The sequence below is a fragment of the Mesorhizobium sp. WSM4841 genome (assembly GCF_055811515.1).
The window spans coordinates 105,185-127,125 of record NZ_JBVVQC010000004.1 but is presented as its reverse complement, the minus strand read 5'-3'; the positions used below and the strand labels follow the sequence as shown (position 1 = coordinate 127,125).

Annotated in this window: 26 protein-coding genes and 1 tRNA gene; 10 read left to right on the top strand and 17 right to left on the bottom strand. The window is 63.5% G+C overall.

Going from position 1 to position 21,941, the window contains the following annotated elements; genetic code table 11:
- Positions 1-32 precede the first annotated feature (32 nt).
- The 4 genes from AC0L14_RS06210 to gcvA all read right to left on the bottom strand — a co-directional run bounded on the left by AC0L14_RS06210 (position 33) and on the right by gcvA (position 4,287).
- On the bottom strand, positions 33-857 hold the full coding sequence (locus AC0L14_RS06210) for a carbohydrate ABC transporter permease (protein WP_473488388.1): 825 nt from the start codon (positions 855-857) through the stop codon (positions 33-35).
- Positions 858-868: 11 nt separating this feature from the next.
- Entirely contained in the window at positions 869-1,741 is an 873-nt protein-coding gene (locus AC0L14_RS06205) for a carbohydrate ABC transporter permease (protein ID WP_123146126.1), read from the bottom strand.
- Between the two features lie 137 nt (positions 1,742-1,878).
- Positions 1,879-3,189, bottom strand: a complete 1,311-nt coding sequence (locus tag AC0L14_RS06200) for an ABC transporter substrate-binding protein (protein WP_473748936.1) — start codon at positions 3,187-3,189, stop codon at positions 1,879-1,881.
- A 189-nt stretch (positions 3,190-3,378) separates the two neighbouring features.
- Entirely contained in the window at positions 3,379-4,287 is a 909-nt protein-coding gene (gene gcvA / locus AC0L14_RS06195) for a transcriptional regulator GcvA (protein WP_473488385.1), read from the bottom strand.
- Positions 4,288-4,500: 213 nt separating this feature from the next.
- Between gcvA and AC0L14_RS06190 the strand changes: the two genes are divergently transcribed.
- Entirely contained in the window at positions 4,501-4,686 is a 186-nt protein-coding gene (locus tag AC0L14_RS06190; RefSeq protein WP_473638896.1) for a hypothetical protein, read from the top strand.
- 21 nt (positions 4,687-4,707) lie between these two features.
- Here AC0L14_RS06190 and AC0L14_RS06185 read toward each other — a convergent pair whose 3' ends face one another.
- A complete protein-coding gene (locus tag AC0L14_RS06185) occupies positions 4,708-5,664 on the bottom strand; it encodes a sugar-binding transcriptional regulator (RefSeq protein WP_473748935.1) in 957 nt (318 codons plus the stop codon).
- A 238-nt stretch (positions 5,665-5,902) separates the two neighbouring features.
- Here AC0L14_RS06185 and AC0L14_RS06180 point away from each other — a divergent pair, with 238 nt between their 5' ends.
- Positions 5,903-6,535, top strand: coding sequence for an HAD family hydrolase (locus tag AC0L14_RS06180; protein ID WP_473748934.1), 633 nt, complete (start codon positions 5,903-5,905; stop codon positions 6,533-6,535).
- A 205-nt stretch (positions 6,536-6,740) separates the two neighbouring features.
- Here the strand turns inward: AC0L14_RS06180 and AC0L14_RS06175 are convergent, their stop codons facing one another.
- From AC0L14_RS06175 to ureC, 6 genes are all read right to left on the bottom strand, one after another.
- Positions 6,741-7,508, bottom strand: a complete 768-nt coding sequence (locus AC0L14_RS06175) for a class II aldolase and adducin N-terminal domain-containing protein (RefSeq protein ID WP_123146120.1) — start codon at positions 7,506-7,508, stop codon at positions 6,741-6,743.
- Positions 7,509-7,593: 85 nt separating this feature from the next.
- Entirely contained in the window at positions 7,594-8,235 is a 642-nt protein-coding gene (gene ureG, locus AC0L14_RS06170; RefSeq protein WP_473527023.1) for an urease accessory protein UreG, read from the bottom strand.
- Positions 8,232-8,672, bottom strand: a complete 441-nt coding sequence (locus AC0L14_RS06165; protein ID WP_473748933.1) for a DUF3995 domain-containing protein — start codon at positions 8,670-8,672, stop codon at positions 8,232-8,234. The genes ureG and AC0L14_RS06165 overlap by 4 nt, the downstream gene beginning before the upstream one ends.
- Positions 8,669-9,340: an urease accessory protein UreF gene (locus AC0L14_RS06160; RefSeq protein WP_473527021.1), complete on the bottom strand. Its 672-nt coding sequence runs from the start codon at positions 9,338-9,340 to the stop codon at positions 8,669-8,671. The genes AC0L14_RS06165 and AC0L14_RS06160 overlap by 4 nt, the downstream gene beginning before the upstream one ends.
- Positions 9,333-9,911 carry an urease accessory protein UreE gene (gene ureE, locus AC0L14_RS06155; protein WP_473748932.1) on the bottom strand — a complete coding sequence of 193 codons (579 nt, stop codon included), beginning with the start codon at positions 9,909-9,911 and terminating at the stop codon, positions 9,333-9,335. The genes AC0L14_RS06160 and ureE overlap by 8 nt, the downstream gene beginning before the upstream one ends.
- A gap of 347 nt (positions 9,912-10,258) precedes the next feature.
- Positions 10,259-11,971, bottom strand: a complete 1,713-nt coding sequence (gene ureC, locus AC0L14_RS06150) for an urease subunit alpha (protein ID WP_473748931.1) — start codon at positions 11,969-11,971, stop codon at positions 10,259-10,261.
- 178 nt (positions 11,972-12,149) lie between these two features.
- Here ureC and AC0L14_RS06145 point away from each other — a divergent pair, with 178 nt between their 5' ends.
- Together AC0L14_RS06145 and AC0L14_RS06140 are read left to right on the top strand one after the other, a co-directional pair.
- Positions 12,150-12,533: a hypothetical protein gene (locus AC0L14_RS06145; RefSeq protein ID WP_473748930.1), complete on the top strand. Its 384-nt coding sequence runs from the start codon at positions 12,150-12,152 to the stop codon at positions 12,531-12,533.
- A 126-nt stretch (positions 12,534-12,659) separates the two neighbouring features.
- Entirely contained in the window at positions 12,660-13,154 is a 495-nt protein-coding gene (locus AC0L14_RS06140; protein WP_473748929.1) for a hypothetical protein, read from the top strand.
- A gap of 26 nt (positions 13,155-13,180) precedes the next feature.
- Here the strand turns inward: AC0L14_RS06140 and AC0L14_RS06135 are convergent, their stop codons facing one another.
- From AC0L14_RS06135 to AC0L14_RS06120, 4 genes are all read right to left on the bottom strand, one after another.
- Positions 13,181-13,486, bottom strand: a complete 306-nt coding sequence (locus AC0L14_RS06135; protein WP_065011660.1) for an urease subunit beta — start codon at positions 13,484-13,486, stop codon at positions 13,181-13,183.
- A 120-nt stretch (positions 13,487-13,606) separates the two neighbouring features.
- Positions 13,607-13,864 carry a DUF1272 domain-containing protein gene (locus AC0L14_RS06130; protein WP_473748928.1) on the bottom strand — a complete coding sequence of 86 codons (258 nt, stop codon included), beginning with the start codon at positions 13,862-13,864 and terminating at the stop codon, positions 13,607-13,609.
- Between the two features lie 10 nt (positions 13,865-13,874).
- A complete protein-coding gene (locus tag AC0L14_RS06125) occupies positions 13,875-14,177 on the bottom strand; it encodes an urease subunit gamma (RefSeq protein WP_023801505.1) in 303 nt (100 codons plus the stop codon).
- A 43-nt stretch (positions 14,178-14,220) separates the two neighbouring features.
- Positions 14,221-15,063, bottom strand: a complete 843-nt coding sequence (locus tag AC0L14_RS06120; RefSeq protein ID WP_473749045.1) for an urease accessory protein UreD — start codon at positions 15,061-15,063, stop codon at positions 14,221-14,223.
- A gap of 203 nt (positions 15,064-15,266) precedes the next feature.
- Here AC0L14_RS06120 and AC0L14_RS06115 point away from each other — a divergent pair, with 203 nt between their 5' ends.
- From AC0L14_RS06115 to AC0L14_RS06100, 4 genes are all read left to right on the top strand, one after another.
- Positions 15,267-15,521, top strand: coding sequence for an acyl carrier protein (locus tag AC0L14_RS06115; protein ID WP_010912831.1), 255 nt, complete (start codon positions 15,267-15,269; stop codon positions 15,519-15,521).
- Positions 15,522-15,525: 4 nt separating this feature from the next.
- Positions 15,526-16,734 (top strand): beta-ketoacyl-[acyl-carrier-protein] synthase family protein, encoded by a 1,209-nt coding sequence (locus tag AC0L14_RS06110; protein WP_473748927.1) that lies wholly within the window; start codon positions 15,526-15,528, stop codon positions 16,732-16,734.
- 78 nt (positions 16,735-16,812) lie between these two features.
- Positions 16,813-17,517, top strand: coding sequence for a glutathione S-transferase family protein (locus AC0L14_RS06105; protein ID WP_473748926.1), 705 nt, complete (start codon positions 16,813-16,815; stop codon positions 17,515-17,517).
- Between the two features lie 75 nt (positions 17,518-17,592).
- The gene (locus AC0L14_RS06100) at positions 17,593-18,006 is read left to right on the top strand and encodes a hypothetical protein (RefSeq protein ID WP_473748925.1); all 414 of its coding nucleotides are present in this window, start codon (positions 17,593-17,595) and stop codon (positions 18,004-18,006) included.
- A 26-nt stretch (positions 18,007-18,032) separates the two neighbouring features.
- Here the strand turns inward: AC0L14_RS06100 and AC0L14_RS06095 are convergent, their stop codons facing one another.
- The gene (locus AC0L14_RS06095) at positions 18,033-18,653 is read right to left on the bottom strand and encodes a nucleoside triphosphate hydrolase (protein ID WP_473748924.1); all 621 of its coding nucleotides are present in this window, start codon (positions 18,651-18,653) and stop codon (positions 18,033-18,035) included.
- 358 nt (positions 18,654-19,011) lie between these two features.
- Positions 19,012-20,118, bottom strand: coding sequence for a hypothetical protein (locus tag AC0L14_RS06090; protein WP_473748923.1), 1,107 nt, complete (start codon positions 20,116-20,118; stop codon positions 19,012-19,014).
- A gap of 410 nt (positions 20,119-20,528) precedes the next feature.
- On the opposite strand from AC0L14_RS06090, the gene AC0L14_RS06085 reads away from it, so the two are divergent.
- Both AC0L14_RS06085 and AC0L14_RS06080 read left to right on the top strand, forming a co-directional pair.
- Entirely contained in the window at positions 20,529-21,416 is an 888-nt protein-coding gene (locus AC0L14_RS06085; RefSeq protein WP_473748922.1) for a D-alanyl-D-alanine carboxypeptidase family protein, read from the top strand.
- Between the two features lie 394 nt (positions 21,417-21,810).
- Positions 21,811-21,887 (top strand) — tRNA-Arg (locus AC0L14_RS06080).
- Positions 21,888-21,941 lie beyond the last annotated feature (54 nt).

Sequence of the window (21,941 nt, the reverse complement as noted above, 5' to 3'; positions counted from 1 at the left end):
TTATTGTCCGTCGTACATCGCTTGCGGCGGTGCTACTTCACGGCGCCAAAGGTCAGGCCGCGCACCAACTGCTTCTGGCTGAACCAACCCATGATCAGGATCGGCGCGATCGCCAGGGTCGAGGCGGCCGAAAGCTTGGCCCAGAACAACCCTTGAGGGCTTGAGAAGGAACTGATGAAGGCGGTGAGCGGGGCGGCCTCGGTGGTGGTCAGCCGGATCGTCCAGAACGCCTCGTTCCATGCCAGGATGATGTTGAGCAGCATCGTCGAGGCGATGCCCGGCACCGCCATCGGCGTCAGCACATAGACGATCTCGTTCCAGAGCGATGCGCCATCCATGCGCGCCGCTTCCAGGATCTCGCCCGGGATTTCGCGAAAATAGGTGTAGAGCATCCACACCACGATCGGCAGGTTGATCAGCATCAGCATGATCATCAGGCCGATGCGGCTGTCGAGCAATCCTGTGTCGCGGAAGATCAGGTAGATCGGGAACAGCACGGCAACCGCCGGCATCATCTTGGTGGAAAGCATCCACATCAGGATGTCCTTGGTCCACTTGCCCGGCGAGAACGCCATCGACCAGGCCGCCGGTATGGCGACGAGCAAGGCAAGGATGGTCGAGCCGACCGACAGGAACACCGAGTTGAGGAAGAACTTGAAGTAACCGCGCTGCGCCTCGACCGCGGTATAGCTCTCCATGGTTCCCGACGGAAACAGGTTGAAGCCCTGGATGGCCTCCTGCTCCGACTTGAACGACGTGATGATCGTATAGAGGATCGGGAAGAAGATCAGCAGTGCGACGATCCAGGCGGCCGCGGTCGCGATCGTCTTGTGCTGGGTGCTGACTGCACGTGCCATCGTTTCCTCCCTTATTTGTCCAGGTTCTTGCCGACCGCGCGCATGGCGAAGAAGGCGACGATGTTGGCGAGAATGACGGCGAGGATACCGCCGGCGGATGCCTGGCCGATTTTGAACTCCAGCAACGCCTTCTGGTAAACGAGGAAGGGCAGGTTTGTGGAGGCGTAACCCGGGCCGCCATTGGTGGTGACGAGGATCTCGGCATAGACCGACAAAAGGAAGATCGTCTGGATCAGGATGACGACGGTGATGGCGCGCGACATGTGCGGCAGCGTCAAATAGATGAAGCGGCTGATGAAGCCGGCCCCGTCCATCTCGGCGGCTTCCTTCTGCTCGGCGTCGAGCGACTGCAGGGACGTCAAGAGGATCAGTGTCGCAAACGGCAGCCACTGCCAGGCGACGATGATGATGATCGCCGGCATGGGATATTGGCCAAACCAGTCAATCGGCTGCCCGCCGAAGAAGCGCGCAATGTCGGCAAAGACGCCGTATTGCGGATGCATGATCATGTTCTTCCAGACCAGCGCGGCCACCGGCGGCATGACGAAGAACGGCGAGATGACGAGAATGCGGACGATGCCCTGTCCCCACATCGGCTGATCGATCAGCAGCGCCAGCAGGATGCCGCCGATCACCGTGATCAAAAGCACGCTGGCCACGAGGATAAGCGTGTTGAGGATCGACTGCAGGAATGCCGGATTGGAATAAAAAAGCGCGTAGTTCGAGAAGCCGACGAACCCGTCGCGGATCGGGTTGAGCGGGTTGTACTGCTGGAAGGAGAACCACAGGGTGAATGCCAGCGGCACGATCATCCAGACGAACAGCAGCACCACGGATGGCGCGATCATGAAGCGGGCAAGCGAACGGGTCTGCTGAGTAGCCATGACGGTCACCCTTCAAAGGTCAGCCAAATTTTCAGAGTTTGCCAAATTTTCAGAGTTTGAAGGTGGCCGCCCGAACTGGGATTCGGGCGGCCCCTGCCGGCCATGATGGGCAACCGGCGTTCGGCACCGGGAGGAGCCTACTGGATATAACCGCCCTCGGTCATCGTTGCGGTGGCAGCGTCCTGGGCCTGCTTCAAGGCGTCGTCGACACTGGTCTGGCCGGCGAGCGCCGCTGAAAACAGCTGGCCGACGGTGGTGCCAAGGCCCTGGAACTCAGGGATGGCGACGAACTGGACACCGACATAAGGCACCGGCTTGACGGTCGGATGCGTCGGATCGGCGGCATTGATCGAGTCCAGCGTCATCTTGGCGAACGGGGCGGCCTTCTGGTATTCGGGGTTGGCGTAGAGCGAGGTGCGCGTTCCGGGCGGAACATTGGCCCAGCCTTCCTTCGAGGCGACGAGCTCGAGATAGTCCTTGCTGGTTGCCCAGGACACGAACTTCTGAGCCGCGTCAGCCTTCTGCGTGCCGGCGGGAATGGCCAGCGACCAGGCCCACAGCCAGTTGCCGCGCTTGCCCAAGCCATTGTCGGGCGCCAGCGCATAGCCGACCTTGTCGGCGACAGTTGAGCTCTTCGGGTCTGAGACGAAGGAGGCAGCGACGGTGGCGTCGATCCACATGCCGCACTTGCCCTGCTGGAACAGCGCCAGGTTTTCATTGAAGCCGTTCGAAGATGCGCCCTCGGGGCCATTGGCCTTCATCAGGTCGACATAGAACTGCAGCGTGTTCTTCCACTCGGGCTGATCGAACTGCGGCTTCCAGTTCTCATCGAACCAGCGTGCGCCGAAGGAGTTCGACATGGCGGTCAGGAAAGCCATGTTCTCGCCCCAGCCGGCCTTGCCGCGCAGGCAGACGCCGTTCACGCCATTGGCGCGATCGGTCATCTTCTCGGCGGCCTGCTTGATGAAGTCCCAGGTCGGCGCGTCGGGCATCGTCAACCCGGCCTTCTCCATCAGGTCCTTGCGGTACATGACGAAGGAGCTTTCGCCGTAGAACGGTGCCGCATAAAGCTTGCCATCGACCGAGAGGCCGTTGGCGATGGCCGGGATGATGTCCTTGACGTCATAGTCGTCGCCGAGCTTGTCGAGCGGCAGCAACCAGCTCTGCTTGGCCCAGATCGGAACCTCGTAGGTGCCGATGGTCATCACGTCGTACTGGCCGCCTTTGGTGGCGATGTCGGTGGTGACGCGCTCGCGCAGCACGTTCTCCTCGAGCGTGACCCACTGGAGCTGGATGTCGGGGTTCTTGGCGGTGAAGTCGTCGGTCAGCGTCTGCATGCGGACCATATCGCCATTGTTGACGGTGGCGATGGTGATGGATTCGGCATGCGCGGCGAACGCGAGGGTGCTGGCCGACAACAGACCCAGGGTGAGCGTGCGAAGTTTCATCAAATTCCTCCCATAGACCAAGCTGAGCATTTGCCTTGGCTATGAGCAATTACTCACCTCGCGTGATTTATGTCAAGCCGGATTCGTTGCTGCAGCGCAGCACGCAGCCTCGTGCGGCATCCGGTTCCAGACGCGTTCGGGGTATTTTGAAGACGGTTGCGATGGATCTCGGCATCCGCGTGGAACGACCTATTGGCCGGCAATCTCGGCCAGGATCCATTCGCGAAAAGCGCGGATCTTCGGCACGTTGCGCCGCGCCTGAGGATAGACCAGCCAATAGGCGTGGCCGTCGTCGCCGACCAGATCGAAAGGCTGGATCAGGCGGCCATCGGCAAGCTCGGCCTTGAAGAGAGCGGCCGTCACGATCGCCACGCCCTGCCCGGCAATCGCGGCGTTCGCCTCGTAGGCCTGCGCCCCCATGCTGGTGCCGGGGCGCTTGGCGAGTTCCTCGACCGGCAGGCCGGCGGCAATAAACCAGTCCCGCCACCAGATGTCGCCGGGGTCGAGGATCGGCAGGCGCAACAGATCGGCAGGCTCCTTCACCCCGCCGATGGTCGCCGCGAGTTTCGGGCTCAGCATCGGCGTGAAGTCCGCATTGAAAAGCTTGTGCACCTCCACGCCCGGCCAGTTTCCGCCGCCCGAACGGATGGCGATGTCGATGTCCTCGCGGGCGAAATCGACGAGGCGGTTCGATGTATCGAGACGCACGGCCAGCGATGGATGCGCGACCTGGAACGAGCCGAGATGCTGCGCCAGCCAGTTCGAGGCAAAGGTCAGCAGCGTCGAGACGCAGAGCACCCCATCGGCGCCGCTGCGCGCCGCGGCATAGGCTCCACCCAACAGGGCGAATGCCTCGCTGACCGCAGGCGCCATGCGTTGCCCCGCCTCGGTCAACACGATCTGCCTTGGCCGGCGCAGGAACAAAGGCGCCCCGACGCGCTCCTCCAGAAGCTTGATCTGATAGCTCGCCGCCGCCTGCGTCATGCCGAGCTCGCCGGCGGCCTTGGTGAAGGAAAGATGCCGCGCCACCGCCTCGAACACCCGGATCGCCTGAAGCGGCGGGAGCTGGGAGACCTGCCGTGACTTGAGTTCAGGCATAAGCCCTCCTTATGGGCCGTGATCGACGTTTGATTGGCAGCAAGGCCCGATCCAGCCGATATTTGAGGTCGACGATCACTCTCGTCTACAGCGCCGCGCGTCCTTTTGGACGCGCAAAGGACGCTGTAGCACTTTTGATTTTGCGCATGATCCTTTCCGAAAATCGATATCGATTTTCGGGTCATGCGCCAGGCATAACGAAGGCTGACGATCATGACCACGGTACAGGAAAAGCTATTTCTGACGCCAGGCCGAGGCTGGTTTTTGCGGCTGGCGCGCGGATTGGCACGGCACGGACCCAGGAAACGGGCCTATCTCGACATCAGGGAATTGCCGCCGCATCTACAGCGCGACATGGGTTTTCTTGACGGCAACGATCCTTGTGGCCGGCGCAAATAGCCTTGCTGGACTTATCGCAAATCAGCTGGTGGCCAGCAAGGCGGCGGCGGTCCGTTCGTCGGTGATGAGGCCGTTGACCAGCCGCCGGTTGACAGCCGCAAGGATGCCCGGCAGTTTCCGCTCGCCCATGGCGAGCGCGATCACCAGCGACTTTTCACGCGACGGCAATGATGCCGACGACACCCTGTCATTGGTGATGCCCTCGATCATCCGGCCTTCGCGATCGAACACCCAGCCGACGATTTCGGCGACGCCGCCGGCCTTTTGCAGCGCTTTCAATTCACTCTCCGAAATGAAGCCGTCCTCGTAAAGCGGCGCCTTGGGGCCGAGATCGCCGATGCCGACGAAGGTGACGTCGGCTTCTGCGGCAAGCGCCAGCGTCGGTTGGATCATCGGCTGGCTGAGCAGCATCTCGCGCTCCTGCGGCGAGGAGGCGATGACCGGCAGCGGCATCGGGAACGAGCGCGCCTTGACCCTGTCGGCCATGGTGAAGATGACGTTGTAGAAGGCGGCCGAACCGTCGGGCGAGATGTTGCCGGTCAGCGACACCACCTTGTGCTGCGGGCATTCCATCGGCGGCAGCTGCTCGATTGCCGCCTTCAGCGTGCGGCCGGTACCGATCGCCATGACGATCGGCGTCGACGAGCGCAGCCGTCTCTCGATCTCGGCGGCCGCCGCCACGGCGACGCCGATGATCGAGGAGGAAGCGGGATCGCTTGGCACCACCTCGACCAGATCGAGCGCGAAGCGCGATTTCAGCCGGGCCGCGAGGTCGAGGCAATTGGCGATCGGGTGGTCGACACGCACCTTGATCAGCCCTTCCGACACCGCCAGCGACACCAGCCGCTGCGCCGTCTGCCGTGAGATGCCGAGCGTCGAGGCAATCTGGTCCTGCGTGTTGCCGGCGACATAATAGAGCCAGCCGGCGCGCGCCGCGTCGTCCAGCCTGTTGCTGCCGCTGTCCTGCCGGGAATTCAACTTGCTGCCTCCCTGCCCCCGAGCACCGAGCACTAGCACCGAGCGGGAGCGCCTTAGTTTTACCGGGGAATGCGTTTGTAAGCAATTGCCTGTTGCCAGAGCAATTGCCTAGGTAATCTCCCGAGGTGCCTGCAGTGTTTCGAGTGGATGATTATAGCCCGCAATGTCGGTGCAGTCAGGCGCGGCGGTTTATCTCCCGAGGCAAACCCTTTAAGGGATTCGGACAAAGGAGCCTCGCATGACGCCGAAAGCGGTTTTCTGGGACATGGACGGAACGCTGGTCGATAGCGAACCATTGCACGAGGCGGCGCTGATAGCGGCGCTGCACAGCGTCGGCATCGCGGCGCCGGCCAACCTGCATGAGCGCGTGCTCGGCATCGCCGCATGGCCAGTCTACGAGATGCTGCGCGACGAGTTCGGCCTCGACCTGGCCTTCGACGACTGGATCGTGCGCAAATATGACCACTACCTGCCGATGGCCGAGACGCTGAAGCCGCGCCCCGGCGCCATCGAGATCTACAACGAGCTGCGTGCGCTTGGCGTGGCGCAAGCGGTGGTGTCCAATTCCGACCGGCTGGTCGTCGACGCCAATCTGCGCATGGTCGGTCTTTTCTATCCCGGCATGAAGACGATCAGCCGCAACGACGTGCGCGAAGGCAAGCCGCATGCCGAACCTTTTTTGCGCGGCGCATGGCTGGCCGGTGTCGATCCAGCGGATGCCATGGCCGTCGAGGACAGCGTGACCGGCGCCACGGCAGGGCTGGCGGCGGGGATGACGACGATCTTCTGGCCGGAGGCGCCCATGGCAGGGCCGCCCGGCGCGATCATTATCAACAGTGCCGACGAATTGCGGACTGAACTCGGGCTTTAAGAGCGTCCTTCTCCCCGTCACTATACGGGGAGAAGTGCCCGGCAGGGCGATGAGGGGCGGCGCCGAGATTGACAAGGAAGGCGCTTTTCCGAGAGATCACAGTCAGGCCGAGTTTTGACTTCGTCCCACACTTTCGGGCGCTTGCGCCGCCCCTCATCCGCCTGCCGGCACCTTCTCCCCGTATAGTGACGGGGAGAAGGGGCTCTCAGTTCCGGTAAACCGGCTCCTGCTCGTCGAGGATCGCCTTCAATTCGGAAAGGTGCCGCTCGGCTTGGCCGGGATAATCTTCCTGCTCCGTTGCTGCCTTCTCGGCGATTTCGTCCGACAGGACCCGCAGCGGACGGCCGGTCCACAGCGCCTTGATGTAGGTCTCGGCGGCGCGTTCGAAATAGAACATGCGGTTGAAGGTGTCGGCAACGGTATCGCCGATGACCAGCACGCCATGGTTGCCCATGACCATCACCTTGACCTTCGGATCGGCAAGCAGTTGCGAGCAGCGTTCGCCCTCTTCCTCGAAGGCGAGCCCGCCATAGTGGCCGTCGACGACGTGGCGGTTGAAGAAGATCGCCGAGTTCTGGTCGATCGGCGGCAGCGTCGAGTCGGCGAGCGAAGCGAGCACCGTGGCGTGGATCGAGTGCACATGCATGACGCAGCGCGCATGACGCACGTTGCGATGGATGGCGCCATGCAGGCCCCATGCCGTCGGGTCAGGTGCATTCGGGCCGGAGAGCGTATCGGGGTCGTTGGCGTCGATCAGCAGCAGGTCACTCGCCTTGATGCGCGAGAAATGCACCTGGTTGGGATTCATCAGGAATTGCGAGCCGTCATCGTTGACGGCCAGCGAGAAATGATTGGCCACGGCTTCATGCATGTTGAGCCGCGCCGTCCAGCGGAAGGCGCAAGCCAGATCGACGCGCTCCTCGTAGAAGGGCAGGTTAGTCAGCATTTCCTTCTGCAGGCGGGCGATGCTCATCGAAAACCTCCGTGAAAGAAGCGAGGATGCCGCGCGCCGCAGATGCGCGCAACCGGTTTCGTTTGGTGCAGACGAGCGCTTTGCCTCACGCCGCAGTGCTTCTGGCGGCGTCGACGCTTAGCCCGCCATGCTCGACGATGAAATCGATCACCTCCTGCAGACCCTTGCCGCGCGACAGATCGGTGAAGCCGAACGGCCGCTTGCCGCGCATGCGGGCGGCGTCGCTCTCCATGACGTCGAGATTGACGTTCACATAAGGGGCGAGATCGCTCTTGTTGATGACCAGGAAATCGGACCGGGTGATCGCCGGCCCACCCTTGCGCGGGATTTCCTCGCCTTGGCAGACCGAGATGACGTAGAGCGTCAGATCGGCGAGGTCGGGGGAAAAGGTGGCGGCAAGATTGTCGCCGCCCGATTCTATGAAGACGATATCGAGATCCGGGAATTTCTTGGTCATCTCGGCGATCGCCTGCAGATTGATCGAGGCGTCCTCGCGGATGGCGGTGTGCGGGCAGCCGCCGGTTTCGACGCCGATGATGCGATCCTCGGGCAGCGCCTGAAGCCGGGCCAGCATTATGGCGTCTTCCCTGGTGTAGATGTCATTGGTGACGACGGCGATGGAGAACTCGTCGCGCAGCGCCTTGCAGAGCTTTTCGGTGAGCGTCGTCTTGCCGGAGCCGACGGGGCCGCCGATGCCGATGCGAAGAGGACCATTGGCTTGTGTCATCTAGGGAACTCCGTGATGGCAAGGAAGGCGAAGCCGAGCCCTACAACCAGGCAGAGCGGCGAATAGTAGCTGACATCAAGCCGCGCGAAAGGCTGTTCGGGCGCCAGCCGGCGCCACCAGGGCGTGAAGCCGGCAATGCCGCGCCCCAGGAAGACGAGTGCGATGAGCAGCGCTGTCGCGACAAGCCCGGCCTTGGGAAAGAGCGTGGCAAACACGCCTTCAAGCGCCATCGGCCACAGTGTCGCCAGGCCGAGGCAGGCGGCGACGGCGAAGCTGGCGAAGGGCGCCGGCATCTCGTCGACGCCGCGAAAGCCGACCACCGCGCGGGCACAGGAGGCAGCGTCCCTACCCGGCCAGATCCCGCCAATACCCCAATAGACATGCAGCGCGGTGATCAGCAGCAGGACGAGCGAGAGCGCGAAGGCGAGAATGATCATGAACGGAACAGCCGCGAATATTGCGTCTCGTGCTTCATCGCCATGACATCCGAGACGAACGCGCAGCCGCCGAGATCATCCAGCGTCGAGCCGGCAGCACGGGCGGCGACGTTGAGCGCCAGCGGTTCGAAGCCGGCAAGCAGCGCGGTGGCGCCCGTCTGGCCGACGACGCCGAGTCGGATCGCAGCCTGGACGAGGTTGGAGAAGAAGGCCTGCAGGAAGGCCGACAGCGCATCCTGCAGGGCAATGGCGTTGCCGCCAGAAACGGCGCCGACGGCGACGCAATAGGCGCACTCGGCCGGCAGACGGTCCAGCACCTGACACGGCCATGCCGATGCCGCCTTCAGGAAGGCGGCGCCCTGCAGCATGGTCTCGGCATGGCGCTCTCGCGAGCCGGCCAAAGCCTCGGCGAGTGCGGCGATTTCGGCGAGATCGCCGGCTTGGCGGGCGCGCCGCCAGCTTTCGGCAAACAGCACGGCATCGTTCCAGCCCGAGCCCATCTCGACCAGCGTCTCCAGCCATGCGACGAGGCTTTCGCTGTCGGCGACCAGCCCGGCATGCACGGCTTGTTCGAGACCATGGCTGTAGGAAAAACCGCCGACCGGGAAGGCAGGCGACAGCCACGCCATCAGCCGCAACAAAGCGATGTTGGAAGGCTGGTCAGTCATGGTCGTGCGAGTGGCTGTGCGAGTGCGACTCGCTCTGGGTTTCGGAATGCGCTTCGGCGTGGCTGTGTGCATGCGCCTCGGCATGAGCGTGGCCATGCCCGCCGTGGCCGGAATAGGCGCCGCGCACCGGCTTGAACGGCTCGGAAACGTCGCTCACGGTCGCACCCAGCCCTTCCAGCATCGCCTTGATGACATGGTCGCGCAGGATGAGGATGCGGTTAGCCTCGATGGCGGCGGCAAGATGCCGGTTGCCGATATGCCAGGCAAGCTCGGCCAGATGGACAGGGCCGCTGGCACGGATATCGTAGAGCGGTTCCTCGGCCGCAATGATCTCGATATGGCGGCCATCCTCCAGCACCAGCCTGTCGCCATCGTTCAAGGCAACCGGCTCGGGCAGGTCAACCAGCACTCTATCGCTACGGGCCGTTTCGATGGCGCGGCGGCGCAGATGCCGCTCGTCATGGGCCAGCACCGCACGATCATACGGCGTGACCGCTCCCGCTTGGCCGGCGGTGAGGATCGAGACGGCACGCGGGAATTTGGTGAAGTCGGTGCGGATGTCGAGCTTCATTTGAAACCTGCCTTTCCCAACAAGCGTAGCCTATCGCGTCCGCCGCCCCAATGGTGCTCAAACAATCGTGTCGAAGAGCCGCAGGATAAATGCTGATCTGTAGTGATCCTTCGCGCCCCCCTCTGTCCTGCCGGACATCTCCCCCACTTGGGGGGAGATCAGCCGTCACCACCGCCTTCGCGAACCGCCACTGTCGCAGAAGCGAGCGGTGCGCCCAAGCTGCCGATCTCCCCCCTTGTGGGGGAGATGTCCGGCAGGACAGAGGGGGGCGCTGTCCCTCGGCCTTCAAAGGTTCTGCACCGTCGTAACGCTCTGAGGCAACGATGCCGCCAAGGCGATGGTCGGTGTCAAAACAAAAAGTACCTCTGCGCCATCGGCAGCACCGTGGCCGGTTCGCAGGTGAGCAATTCGCCGTCGGCGCGGACCTCGTAGGTTTCGGGGTCGACCTCGACGTGCGGGGTGGCGTCGTTGAGCACCATCGAATGCTTGCCGATGCCGCCGCGGGTGTTCTCGACGGCGATCATCTGCTTGTCGACGCCGAGCCTGCCGTGCAGGCCGGCATCGAGCGCCGCCCGTGAGACAAAAGTCACCGACGAGTTGGTCATCGCCTTGCCATAGGCGCCGAACATCGGCCGGTAGTGCATCGGCTGCGGCGTCGGGATCGAGGCGTTGGGATCGCCCATCGGGGCGGCGGCGATCATGCCGCCGATCAGCACCATGTCGGGCTTGACGCCGAAGAAGGCCGGGTTCCACAGCACCAGGTCGGCGCGCTTGCCGACCGTCACCGAGCCGATCTCGTTCGACAGGCCATGCGCGATGGCCGGGTTGATCGTGTATTTGGCGATATAGCGGCGGACGCGGAAATTGTCGTTGTCGCCGGTTTCCTGCGGCAGCGAACCGCGCTGGCGCTTCATCTTGTCGGCGGTCTGCCAGGTGCGGATCGCCACTTCGCCGACGCGGCCCATCGCCTGGCTGTCGGACGAGATGATCGAGAAGGCGCCGATGTCGTGCAAAATGTCTTCGGCGGCGATGGTCTCCTTGCGGATGCGGCTTTCGGCAAAGGCGATGTCTTCGGGGATCGACGGCGACAGATGATGGCAGACCATCAGCATGTCGAGATGCTCGGCTAGCGTGTTGACCGTGTAGGGCCGGGTCGGATTGGTCGAGGACGGGATGACGTTGGGCAGCCCGCAAACCTTGATGATGTCAGGCGCATGGCCGCCGCCGGCGCCTTCGGTGTGGAAGGCGTGGATGGTGCGGCCCTTGATCGCCGCCACCGTGTTTTCGACAAAGCCGGATTCGTTCAGCGTGTCGGTGTGGATCATCACCTGCACGTCGTAGTTGTCGGCGACCGACAGGCAGCAGTCGATTGCCGCGGGCGTCGTGCCCCAGTCCTCGTGCAACTTCAGCGAGCAGGCGCCGCCCAGCACCATCTCTTCAAGCGCGGCCGGCAATGACGCGTTGCCCTTGCCCGACAGGCCGATGTTCATCGGGAAGGCGTCGAAGGACTGGATCATGCGCGCCAGATGCCACGGCCCAGGCGTGCAGGTCGTCGCCAGCGTGCCATGCGCCGGTCCGGTGCCGCCGCCGAGCATGGTGGTGATGCCTGACATCAGCGCCTCCTCGATCTGCTGCGAGCAGATGAAGTGGATATGCGCGTCGAAGCCGCCGGCAGTCAGGATCTTGCCTTCGCCGGCGATGATCTCGGTGCCGGGACCGATGATGATGGTGACGCCATTTTGCATGTCCGGATTGCCGGCCTTGCCGATCGCGGCGATGCGTCCGTCCTTGAGGCCGATATCGGCCTTGAAAACGCCGTCTGATGCATCGACGACCAGCGCATTGGTGATGACGGTGTCGACCGCGCCTTGGGCGCGGGATACCTGGCTCTGGCCCATGCCGTCGCGGATGACCTTGCCGCCGCCGAATTTCACCTCTTCGCCATGAAGGGTGAAATCCTTTTCGACCTCGATGAACAGTTCGGTATCGGCAAGCCGCACCTTGTCGCCGACGGTCGGGCCGTACATCTGGGCATAGGCGGCGCGGGTGATTCTAGCCATCAGCAATTGCTCCCGAAATACGGCCCAAAACACAGCCGGTCGAAGCCCGGCCCCACATTGTCGCCATCCTATGGTCACGCAATGACCCGCTGAGCGACACCTTCCGATCCCATTTAACGTTTGAGGTGGTCGGGTCACCCCAAAACGACCGTTCGCCAATCGATGGAAAGGAAGATCCATGCGCAAAACGATAAGTCTCGCAGCCGCCGCCACCCTCCTGCTCGCGACCGCTGCCAGCGCCCAGCAACAGCCGGCGCCGCAACCCGGCGAGCCGCCGGCTTCGCCCGCTCCCGCGGCACCCGGCGCCCAGCCGGAAGCGCCGGCGATTCAGACCGTCAACGTCGTCGACATCGAGGAACTGCCGGAGGAAACGCAGACGAAGGTCAACGAAGTGATCGCCAAGCGCGGCGAGGACGGCCTGCAGAAATTGCGCAGCTCGATTGACGCGACCCCCCAGGTCAAATCCGCGCTCGAAGCCAAAGGACTCACCTCGGCGCAAGTGATCGCCGCCAGCATGGACGCCAACGGCTCGCTGACCTTGATCACCAAGAAAGCGAGCTGACGATGCGCTGTGGCGGGCCGGCACAAGGTCGGCCTGCCGCATCGGGGAGGGAACCTTCGCAGGGCAGAATACGTTTCGACTTTTTGGCGTAGAAGCGAGCCTCGAAAGAGGCTCTGAGAGCGAGCGATGGCGATCACCACCTTCCCCGACACCAGATGGCTGCATAGGATTGCCGCCACTGCGTTTCTCGCGGCGAGCGTTCCCCAGGCCGCGCTGAATGCGCAGGGCCTCGAAGGCCCGGATACGGTCAACAAGATCATCGGCTCGGAGGTCGGCCAGGAAGAGACCAACACGGCTGTGGAAGCCGGCAAAGTCGCCACGGCGATCGACCGGACGCGTGAAAACATCGGTACGGTGCGCAAAACATCCAAGCTCGACAAAGTCGATATCGTGTTCCTTACCGACGCCGCGCGCACGGAAGGCGGTCTGCCGCCGGCGATAGAAAGCAAGGTCAAACAGCATCAGGACGACATTGCGGAACTGCGCGAGGAGATCGAGGCGAACGCATTGCTGTTCAACGCCATCGACTCTCGACGCGTGCTGACCGAAGACGTTCTCGCCGTGGAATTCGATGATACTGGAAAGGTCGTCATCTACGCGGCGGCCAAGCCGCCCAGCTGAGCCGAAACTGCTCGACGCCTTCGATCTCACAGCGCGCCCATGATCTTCTGCTGAAACCCGTAGACCTCGCGCTTGCCGCCGAGCGGCACCAAAGTGACGTCGCGCTCCTGGCCGGGCTCGAAGCGCATCGCCGTGCCGGCGGCGATGTCGAGGCGCATGCCCCGCGCCTTGTCGCGATCGAATTTCAACCCCTCATTGGTCTCGAAGAAGTGGTAATGGCTGCCGACCTGGATCGGCCGGTCGCCGCTGTTGGCCACTTTCATGGTGACGGTCGGCTGGCCCTTGTTGAGTTCGATCTCGCCGCCTGCCGTGATGATTTCGCCCGGGATCATCGCCAGCTTCACAAGACGCCGAAGACGAGACCGGCGGCGAGAAGCAGGATCGCCGAATGGGACGTGCGTTTGATCGTTGCGGGGACCATCGATATGCCTTTCGCTGTCAGGATCGTGCCGTCACGCGGCGTTGCGGGCCGGGCCGCAGCCTTCGGCCTTGAGGACGCGCTTTGTCGAGGCGGGATGTTTGTTCAGCATCGCTGCCGGCCGGATCGGGCGCGCTGAAAAATTGCCGCCGCAATTCGGGCAGATGCCGCCCAGCACGTTTGCCGCGCAATCGGCGCAGAAGGTACACTCGAAGGTGCAGATCAGCGCATCCGTCGCCTCAGGCGGCAGGTCCTTGTCGCAGCATTCGCAGTTGGGGCGCAGTTCAAGCATTTTCTTCTCCTCACCGTATCGGTTCGTGCACGGTCACCAGCTTGGTGCCGTCGGGAAACGTCGCCTCGACCTGGACGTCGTGGATCATCTCGGCGATGCCCTCCATCACCTGCGCGCGGGTGACGACATGGGCGCCGGCCTCCATCAGCTCGGCGACCTGGCGGCCGTCGCGGGCGCCCTCGACGACGAAGTCGGTGATCAGCGCGATCGCCTCCGGGTGGTTGAGCTTGACGCCGCGTTCGAGCCGCTTGCGCGCCACAATCGCCGCCATGGCGATCAGCAGCTTGTCCTTCTCCCTTGGCGTCAGGTTCATGCGTTTCCCTAAGATGGCGTAAATTGCAATGGCATAATCGGAATCAGAGTGACCATAATTTGGGCAGACCCGCCCGTCCGTTGAGCAATTCGACGAGCGGAACCAGCCGCTTGCGGAGCTGGTAGCCGTCCTCGGCAAACAGCCTCGCAAGAAGCTTGCCAGATTTCTTCACGCTCCAGACGCTGGCATCGCCCTGGCCGCCGATGATGTCCCGGGCCGGATCGAGCAAAGCCTCCACCCGCGGCGAGATCATCAGCACCGTCGCCATGGCGATGGCGCCGCCGGCCACTGCGGAACGGCCCAGAATGGCCGCAATGCCGGGCCCGATGCGGAAATCCTCGGCATGAACAAGCGCTCCGTCCTGGCTGATGCGCCAGCGGTCGTGGAAGCTGCCGTGCGTCGCGCGTTCGCCCATGGCGAGGCGGCCGAAGACGGTCGCCTCGAGCACCAGCGCCTCGGCACCGGCGGCGAGCTCCAGGTCGAGCCTGCGGGCAAAGGCCGATCGATCAAAGACGATGGTTTCCTGCGGCAGCCAGGCGATGCGGCCGCCGGCGCCGACCGTCAGCTTCACCCGCACCTCGGCGCGATCGGATGCGGCGCGGTAGATTTTCTCGCAGGCCTGGGTGGTTATGGTGGCGGAGGCGCCGGCGCCGACATCGACCTCCCAGCCGAGGCGGTCGCCGCCGGTCAGCCCGCCGGCGGTGTTGATCAGGACGGCTTCGAGCGGATCGGCCGAGACGGCCGGCATGCGGATCTTGGCGGAACCATCCTGATAAAGCCGCCGAAGACGCGTGCGGCCGCCATTCTTGTCACATGCAAGCTGCGCCGTTCCGGCGACGCGCTGGGCCGACGGAACAAAGGTCAGGCCACGTTCGATCATATCCATGGCGCTAACGATAACCACACCGCCGGCTTTGTCGACATATAGCTTGTTGCTTGACAACGTTTCGGTTTCTATAGAGGAGCCGTCTTGGTACGGTCACACAGCGCCTGGCGGGATAAAAGGCGATGATGACGATTTGAGCCTGGGGAAAAAGAGGCGCCGATCAGTTGGCGTCGAGAAACGACAAGGGTTGGGGAAGGAACCGAATGGCTGACCAGCTGGCAACGGACATCATCGAGAAGATCAAAGCTCATGCCGAGCCCGGTGGCGAAGAAATCACCACCAGCACCGAACTGACCTCACTTGGCATCCATTCGCTGGAACTGACGGAGATCATCTTCGACCTCGAGGAACAGTATGGCATCGAGATCGAGATGAACACGGTCGATGCCTGGAGCAACCTGAAGAACGTCGGCGACATGGTCGAGGCGGTTCGCGCGCTGATCGCGAAAAAAGCCTGACTGAATGCACAAGCGCGTCGTCATTACCGGGATCGGCGGCTTATGCGGGCTCGGCACCAATGTGCCCGCGATCTGGGGCGAGATGCGCGCCGGCCGCTCGGCCATCGGCCCGATCGTCAATTCGGAGCTGCATGACCTGAAAATCAGGGTCGGCTGCGAAATCAGGACGCTTCCCGATCACGGCATCGACCGCAAGCAGGTCGTGTCGATGGACCGCTTCAGCCTTTTGGCGACGATCGCCGCGCGGGAGGCCGCGCAACAAGCCGGACTGAACTCGCACGCAGCCAACACTTACCGGGCGGGCGCCATCGTCGGCGTCGGCGTCTGCGGCTGGGAGGCGATCGAAGAGAGCTATCGCGCCATCCTGCTCGAAGGCAAGAACCGCACCGGCATCTTCACCGTGCCGAAAGTCATGCCGGGCGCTGCGGCCGGCCACGTCAGCATGAATCTCGGCCTGCGCGGACCGGTTTTCGGCATCACCTCGGCCTGCTCCTCGTCCAACCACGCCATTGCTTCGGCGGTCGACCAGATCAGGCTCGGCCGCGCCGACGTCATGCTCGCCGGCGGCACCGATGCGCCGCTGGTCTGGGGCATCCTGAAAGGCTGGGAGGCGCTGCGGGTGCTGGCGCCCGACACCTGCCGGCCGTTTTCGGCCGATCGCCAGGGCCTGGTGCTCGGCGAAGGCGCCGGCATGGTTGTGCTGGAAACCTACGAGCATGCCATGGCGCGCGGCGCCACGATTCTTGCCGAAATTGCCGGCGCCGGCCTTTCCGGCGATGCGTCCGACATCGTCGCGCCGACCATCGAAGGGCCGGAGGCAGCGATGCGCTTCTGCCTCGTCGATGCCAGGCTCAACCCGGAAGACATCGACTATATCAATGCGCATGGCACCGGCACCAAGGCCAACGACCAGATCGAGACGGCGGCGATCAAGCGCGTCTTCGGCGATCACGCCTCCAGGCTTTCGATCTCGTCGACCAAATCGATGCACGCCCACTGCCTTGGCGCGTCGGGGGCGCTGGAGCTGATCGCCTGCGTGATGGCGATCCGCGAAGGCATCGTGCCGCCGACGGCCAATTTTCGCGAAACCGACGCCGATTGCGATCTCGACATCACGCCGAATGTTGCGCGCGAGCGCAAGGTGCGCGCGGCGATCAGCAACGGCTTCGCCTTCGGCGGCACCAATGCGGTGCTGGCGTTCAAGGCGGTCTGACGGCAACCGGATCATCCAGATACGGCGAGACTTCTTTGCCACGCGCTTCCGCGCGAAAAATCCCGCCCAGGAGTTTCGATGACCGACCTGTCCGCCTTTCCGATCGCCACGCGCTGGCCGGCCAGCCATCCCGACCGCATCCAGCTCTATTCGTTCCCGACGCCGAACGGGGTGAAGGTGTCGATCGCGCTGGAGGAACTCGGCCTGCCATACGAGGCGCATGCGGTGAACATCGGCAAGAACGAAAGCTGGACACCTGAATTCCTCTCGCTGAACCCCAACGGCAAGATCCCGGCGATGATCGATCCGGACGGCCCTGGCGGCAAGCCGATCGGGCTGTTCGAATCCGGCGCCATCCTGCTCTACCTCTCAGACAAGACCGGCAAGCTGATTCCGGCCGACCCGGTGCGGCGTTACGAAACGATCCAGTGGGTGTTCTTCCAGATGGCCTCGATCGGGCCGATGTTCGGGCAAGTCGGCTTCTTCCACAAATTCGCCGGACGCGAGATCGCCGACAAGCGGCCGCTGGCGCGCTATCGCGACGAATCGCGGCGGCTGATCGGTGTGCTCGAGACGAGGCTGAAAGGCCGCAGCTGGATCATGGACGACGATTACACCATCGCCGATGTCTCGATGCTGGGCTGGGTGCGCAATTTGATTGGTTTTTACGAAGCAAGGGAACTTGTCGGCTTCGACGACTTTCGCAATGTCGCGGCATGGCTGGAACGCGGCCTTGCCCGGCCGGCGGTGCAAAAGGGGCTTAGTATCCCCGCCCGGGGCTAGCTCAACAGGCCACAGGCGCCGAGAAGCGGCTGGGCCTATTTTGCCTTGGTTTTGGGTTTTGAGCCGCCCTTGCCCATGACGGAAGCGGCAAGGGATGCAGCGCTCCTGGCGGTGGCGACAACCGCACCCGCTGCGACATTGGCCGTCGTTTTGACCGTGCGCATTGCACTGTCTGCCATGGAGCTGCCACCGCTTGCCGATTTCCTCGGCTTGGCGGGTTTTGCCGTGGCCTTAGCTGCGGTCGGTGTCACTTTCTTCGGTGCTGCCTTGCCAAAGGTGGGCTTTGCCGCATCCTTGGAGCGGGCGGCGACGGCTGGGCCAGCGCCCGTCTTCGATTCAGTTGCCTTTGATTCAGTTGCCTTTGATCGAGTTGCCCTGCCCTTGCGGGGCGCAGGCTTTCTTGCGTTGGTTGCCATCGGAGTTGCCATTGGACAGTTTCCTCATGTCAGCATCATTGCCGTATCTGACATAACGGCCGGAAAGTCCTAAGGTTCCGGCGCGGGCTGTCCGGCAAATCAGGCGTGATCGCCGATCACCAGATCGGCAGGGCGGCGGCGGGCAAGCACGCGGTCGATGTTGGGCATGTCGTTGTAGGCGATCCAGGCGCGGGCGTCCTCGTCGGAGCGGCCATGCTCATGCCATCGCTCCAACAGCCGGCGCTCGAGCTCGGCGCGCGGCACATCGACGAAGATCGAGAAATCGAACAGCGGCGCCAGCCGCGACCAGGGTTCCTCGTCAAGCAAGAGATAATTGCCTTCGACCAGGATGAACTTGGTGTCGGCGGCGATGATCGAAGCGGCCGCGCGAGAGAGCTCAATGCTGCGGTCGAACACCGGAATGGCGATGTCGGGCTCGGCCGCGCGGATGCGCTTCAGCAAGGTTTCGAAACCGGCAAAGTCAAAGGTCTCCGGAGCGCCCTTTCGCGCGCGCAGGCCGCGCTGCTCGAGCACGGCATCGTCGTAATGGAAGCCATCCATGGGGACGATTTCGGCCGCACCTTCCGGCAGCAGTTCATGCAGGCGGGCTGACAGCGTCGACTTGCCGGCGCCCGGAGGACCGGCGATGGCAACGACAAAGCGCGGCGCCTTGCCGGCGCGCTTGAAGATGGTGGCGGCGAGATGAGCAGTCTCGGACATCGGAGCCTTTCTGGCTGGGTGTTTTGGATCGCATCTTGGCGATAATCCGCGGGAAATTCAAATCTGCACTGGTGTTGTTCCGGGTGGTCGCTTCAGTAGCGCTTGCTACTTGTGTTGAAGACCACCAATTGTCGAGGCTGGTGCCGCCCCTCATTGCCCTGCCGGGCATTTCTCCCCGTATAGTGACGGGGAGAAAAAGCTGGCCGCAACGTTGGCGTCCTCGCTATAACGCTGGTGATTGGCGAAACCGTCGACGAGAGCGCCCCTCTCCCCGTCACTATACGGGGAGAGGATGCCGGCAGGCAGGTGAGGGGCAGCGCCAACGCCCGCATGAGCAATTGCCCTGCGCACAGCCCAATCAGACAGGCACGGACCTGCCAATCCGCAGGAAATCGCCGTCGAAAGGTACTTCCCGCGTCGAACCGTCAGCAGCCGTGAGGCGCATATGCCCCTGCGCGGTAGCGATGTCGTGCGGCGGCTCGCCGCCGGATAAGGGCAGTGCCCCGATGACGTGGCGGAACGAGACATTGCGGCCTTCGCCAAGGGTAAAGGCGGTCGCCACCCCTTCTTGCTTCAGCCAGTTGTCACCCAGCGACGCGGCATGGCCGAGCGCCGTGCGGCCGTCCTCGATGCCGAGCACGCCGCGATGGCGGCCGCTCCACGGCGCGTAGTCGCGCCCGCCATTGCTGACCCACAGCATGGTGACCGGCAGTTCGGCCGGGTTCTTCAACACCAGCACCAGATCGGCTTCCGCCTTTCGCGCCAGTGCGGTCCAGCCCGGCCCGCCATGATCGGCCTCGACCAGCGTGACGAAATCCTCTCGGCTCTGGTCCATGCGATAGCCGGTCAGGTCGAGCGTGCCGCCACCAGCGGCGGGAAAACGCGTCAGGTCGGCGGAACGCGCGGGATAGGCGAGCAGGAAACGGCCGCGGGCCGGATCGGGCTCCAGCGGATCGTCCGGCGTTGCAGCAAACCGCTTCGGCGAAAAGGCGAGCTTGCCGCCATCCTTCATCACCGTCATCGGATGATGGGCGACGGAAATCGCGCCCGAACCGCCGGAAAAGACGTGTTCCTGATAGAGAAAGGGATGGTCGTCGCGCAGGGTGAGTATCTTGTCGACCGTGGCGCCCATAACCTTATGCTGCAGCCGGAAAACGGCCCGCCAGCCATCGACCGTCGCCTCGGAGGCGACGACATTCCAGGGGCTGTTGGCCGGCCAGCCATGCAAAGGTGCTTCCTCGACATCGCTGCGTGAAAACGGCGCGCAGAGAAAATCGCCGGACAGGCGAACGGTGCCGGCGGGCAGGTCCTGCGGCAGCGTCTCGCGCGGCTCGTCGATCCACGGCGCGCGATGCAGCGGTTTTAGCCGGCGCCCGCCGATATCGACGGTCATGTCGGCGAGATGGCCGACGGTGAGATCGACCGTTACCGAAATGCCCTTTGCCTTGATCGTGAGCGTATCCATGGCGCACCTGCTGATTCTGCCGGCGCCAGCAAACCCGCTCGGTGCCGGTTGCGCAAGCTCAGTCCCGGTATTTCGCATCAGAGACAGCGGAGCACCCTGTGGGAGCGATCATTGCCGGCTGGCGGCGCTGCCCCTCATTGCCCTGCCGGGCACTTCTCCCCGTATAGTGACGGGGAGAAGGGGCTGGCCGCAACGCCGGCGGCTATGCAAACGCCGGTGATTGGCGAAACCGTCGATGACAGCGCCCCTCTCCCCGTTCTACGGGGAGAGGATGCCGGCAGGCAGGTGAGGGGCGGCGCCAACGCCAGGAGCGTGGTGAATGACCGGTGTTAACGAAATAGACGGCGCCATTGGGTTACGCTAGTTTCCCACTCGTTTCAGCAACCGCTTACCTTCAGAACAGACCTATCTTGTCCAAAGCGCACCTCTTTCCGTTCATCACAAGATTTGTCGCGGCGTTTGCCCTGCTGGTGCTCGTCGCCGGCTGCGCGACGACGCCGACGGAGACCATGCTGGCGGTGCCGGCGCCGGCGCAGAAATATGCGGCTGTTGTCATCGACGGCAGCAGCGGCAAGACGCTGTTCGAGGCCAACTCGACGGCGCCGCGCTATCCGGCGTCGCTGACCAAGATGATGACGCTCTACCTGCTGTTCGAGGCGCTGGAGCAGGGCCGCATCAGCAAGACGACGCTGATCCCGGTCTCGGACAACGCCGCCAGGCAGCCGCCGACCAAGCTGCGCTTCAGGCGTGGCGAGACGATCGATGTCGAATCGGCGATCCGCGCGATCACCGTCAAATCGGCCAATGACGTGGCGGTCGCCGTCGCCGAATATCTCGGCGGCAGCGAACAGGCGTTTGCCGCGATGATGACTGCCAAAGCGCGCCAGATCGGCATGCGCAGCACCGTCTTCCGCAACGCGTCGGGCCTGCCGGACGCCGGCCAGCTGACGACGGCGCGCGACATGGCGGTGCTCGGCATGGCGCTGCGCGCCCGCTTCCCGCAGCATTTCCATTATTTCTCCGAAAGCGACTTCATGTTCCGGGGCAGGCTGGTGCGCGGCCACAACGACATGCTCGGCCGCGTCCGCGGCGTCAACGGCATCAAAACCGGTTACATCAGAGCCTCAGGCTTCAACATCGTCACCTCTTACGACGCCGACGGCCGCCGGCTCATCCTCGTGGTGATGGGCGCCGACAGCGCGCGCCAGCGCAACGACCACGTCGAGGCGCTGATCCAGCGCAACCTGTCGCCGGCGTCAAACACGACGACGCGGCTGCTGTATGCCGGGGAGCAGTGAGGGGCGGATGTTCGGCAGTGATGGGGGGCGAGCTCTTGATCGGTGGTTTCAACTTGACAGGTGACGGCAACTATGCTAGGAATTTATTCATAGTGCTGATTTGCGCCCGCCCGCCGAGGCGGGTTTTGCATTTCAGGCTTTGGCGCCATTCTTCATAGGTCCGATAAAACCGCAGGTTTGCCGGCCCTCGGGCTTGCTTCTCGCACCTTCGAGGGTCACGGCAGGCTCCAGATCGTGGACCTCTGTGGAATGAGCAATCCGGAAAATGCGTTATTCCGAGTTCGCAGCCCTGCCGCCGGCCACTTGCCCGTTGAAGCCCGCGCCGGCTTCCGCTAAGAAGCCGTGGCTGGCCGGTTTACCGGCTGGTTCGTTTTCCGGATTATCGATCCTGAAGGCACCCGTAGCTCAGCTGGATAGAGCGCTGCCCTCCGAAGGCAGAGGTCACAGGTTCGAATCCTGTCGGGTGCGCCAATAACATCTGGACCCATTCTGGAAAGGGTTCTCGAGTGGTTCCAGGTCTGCATG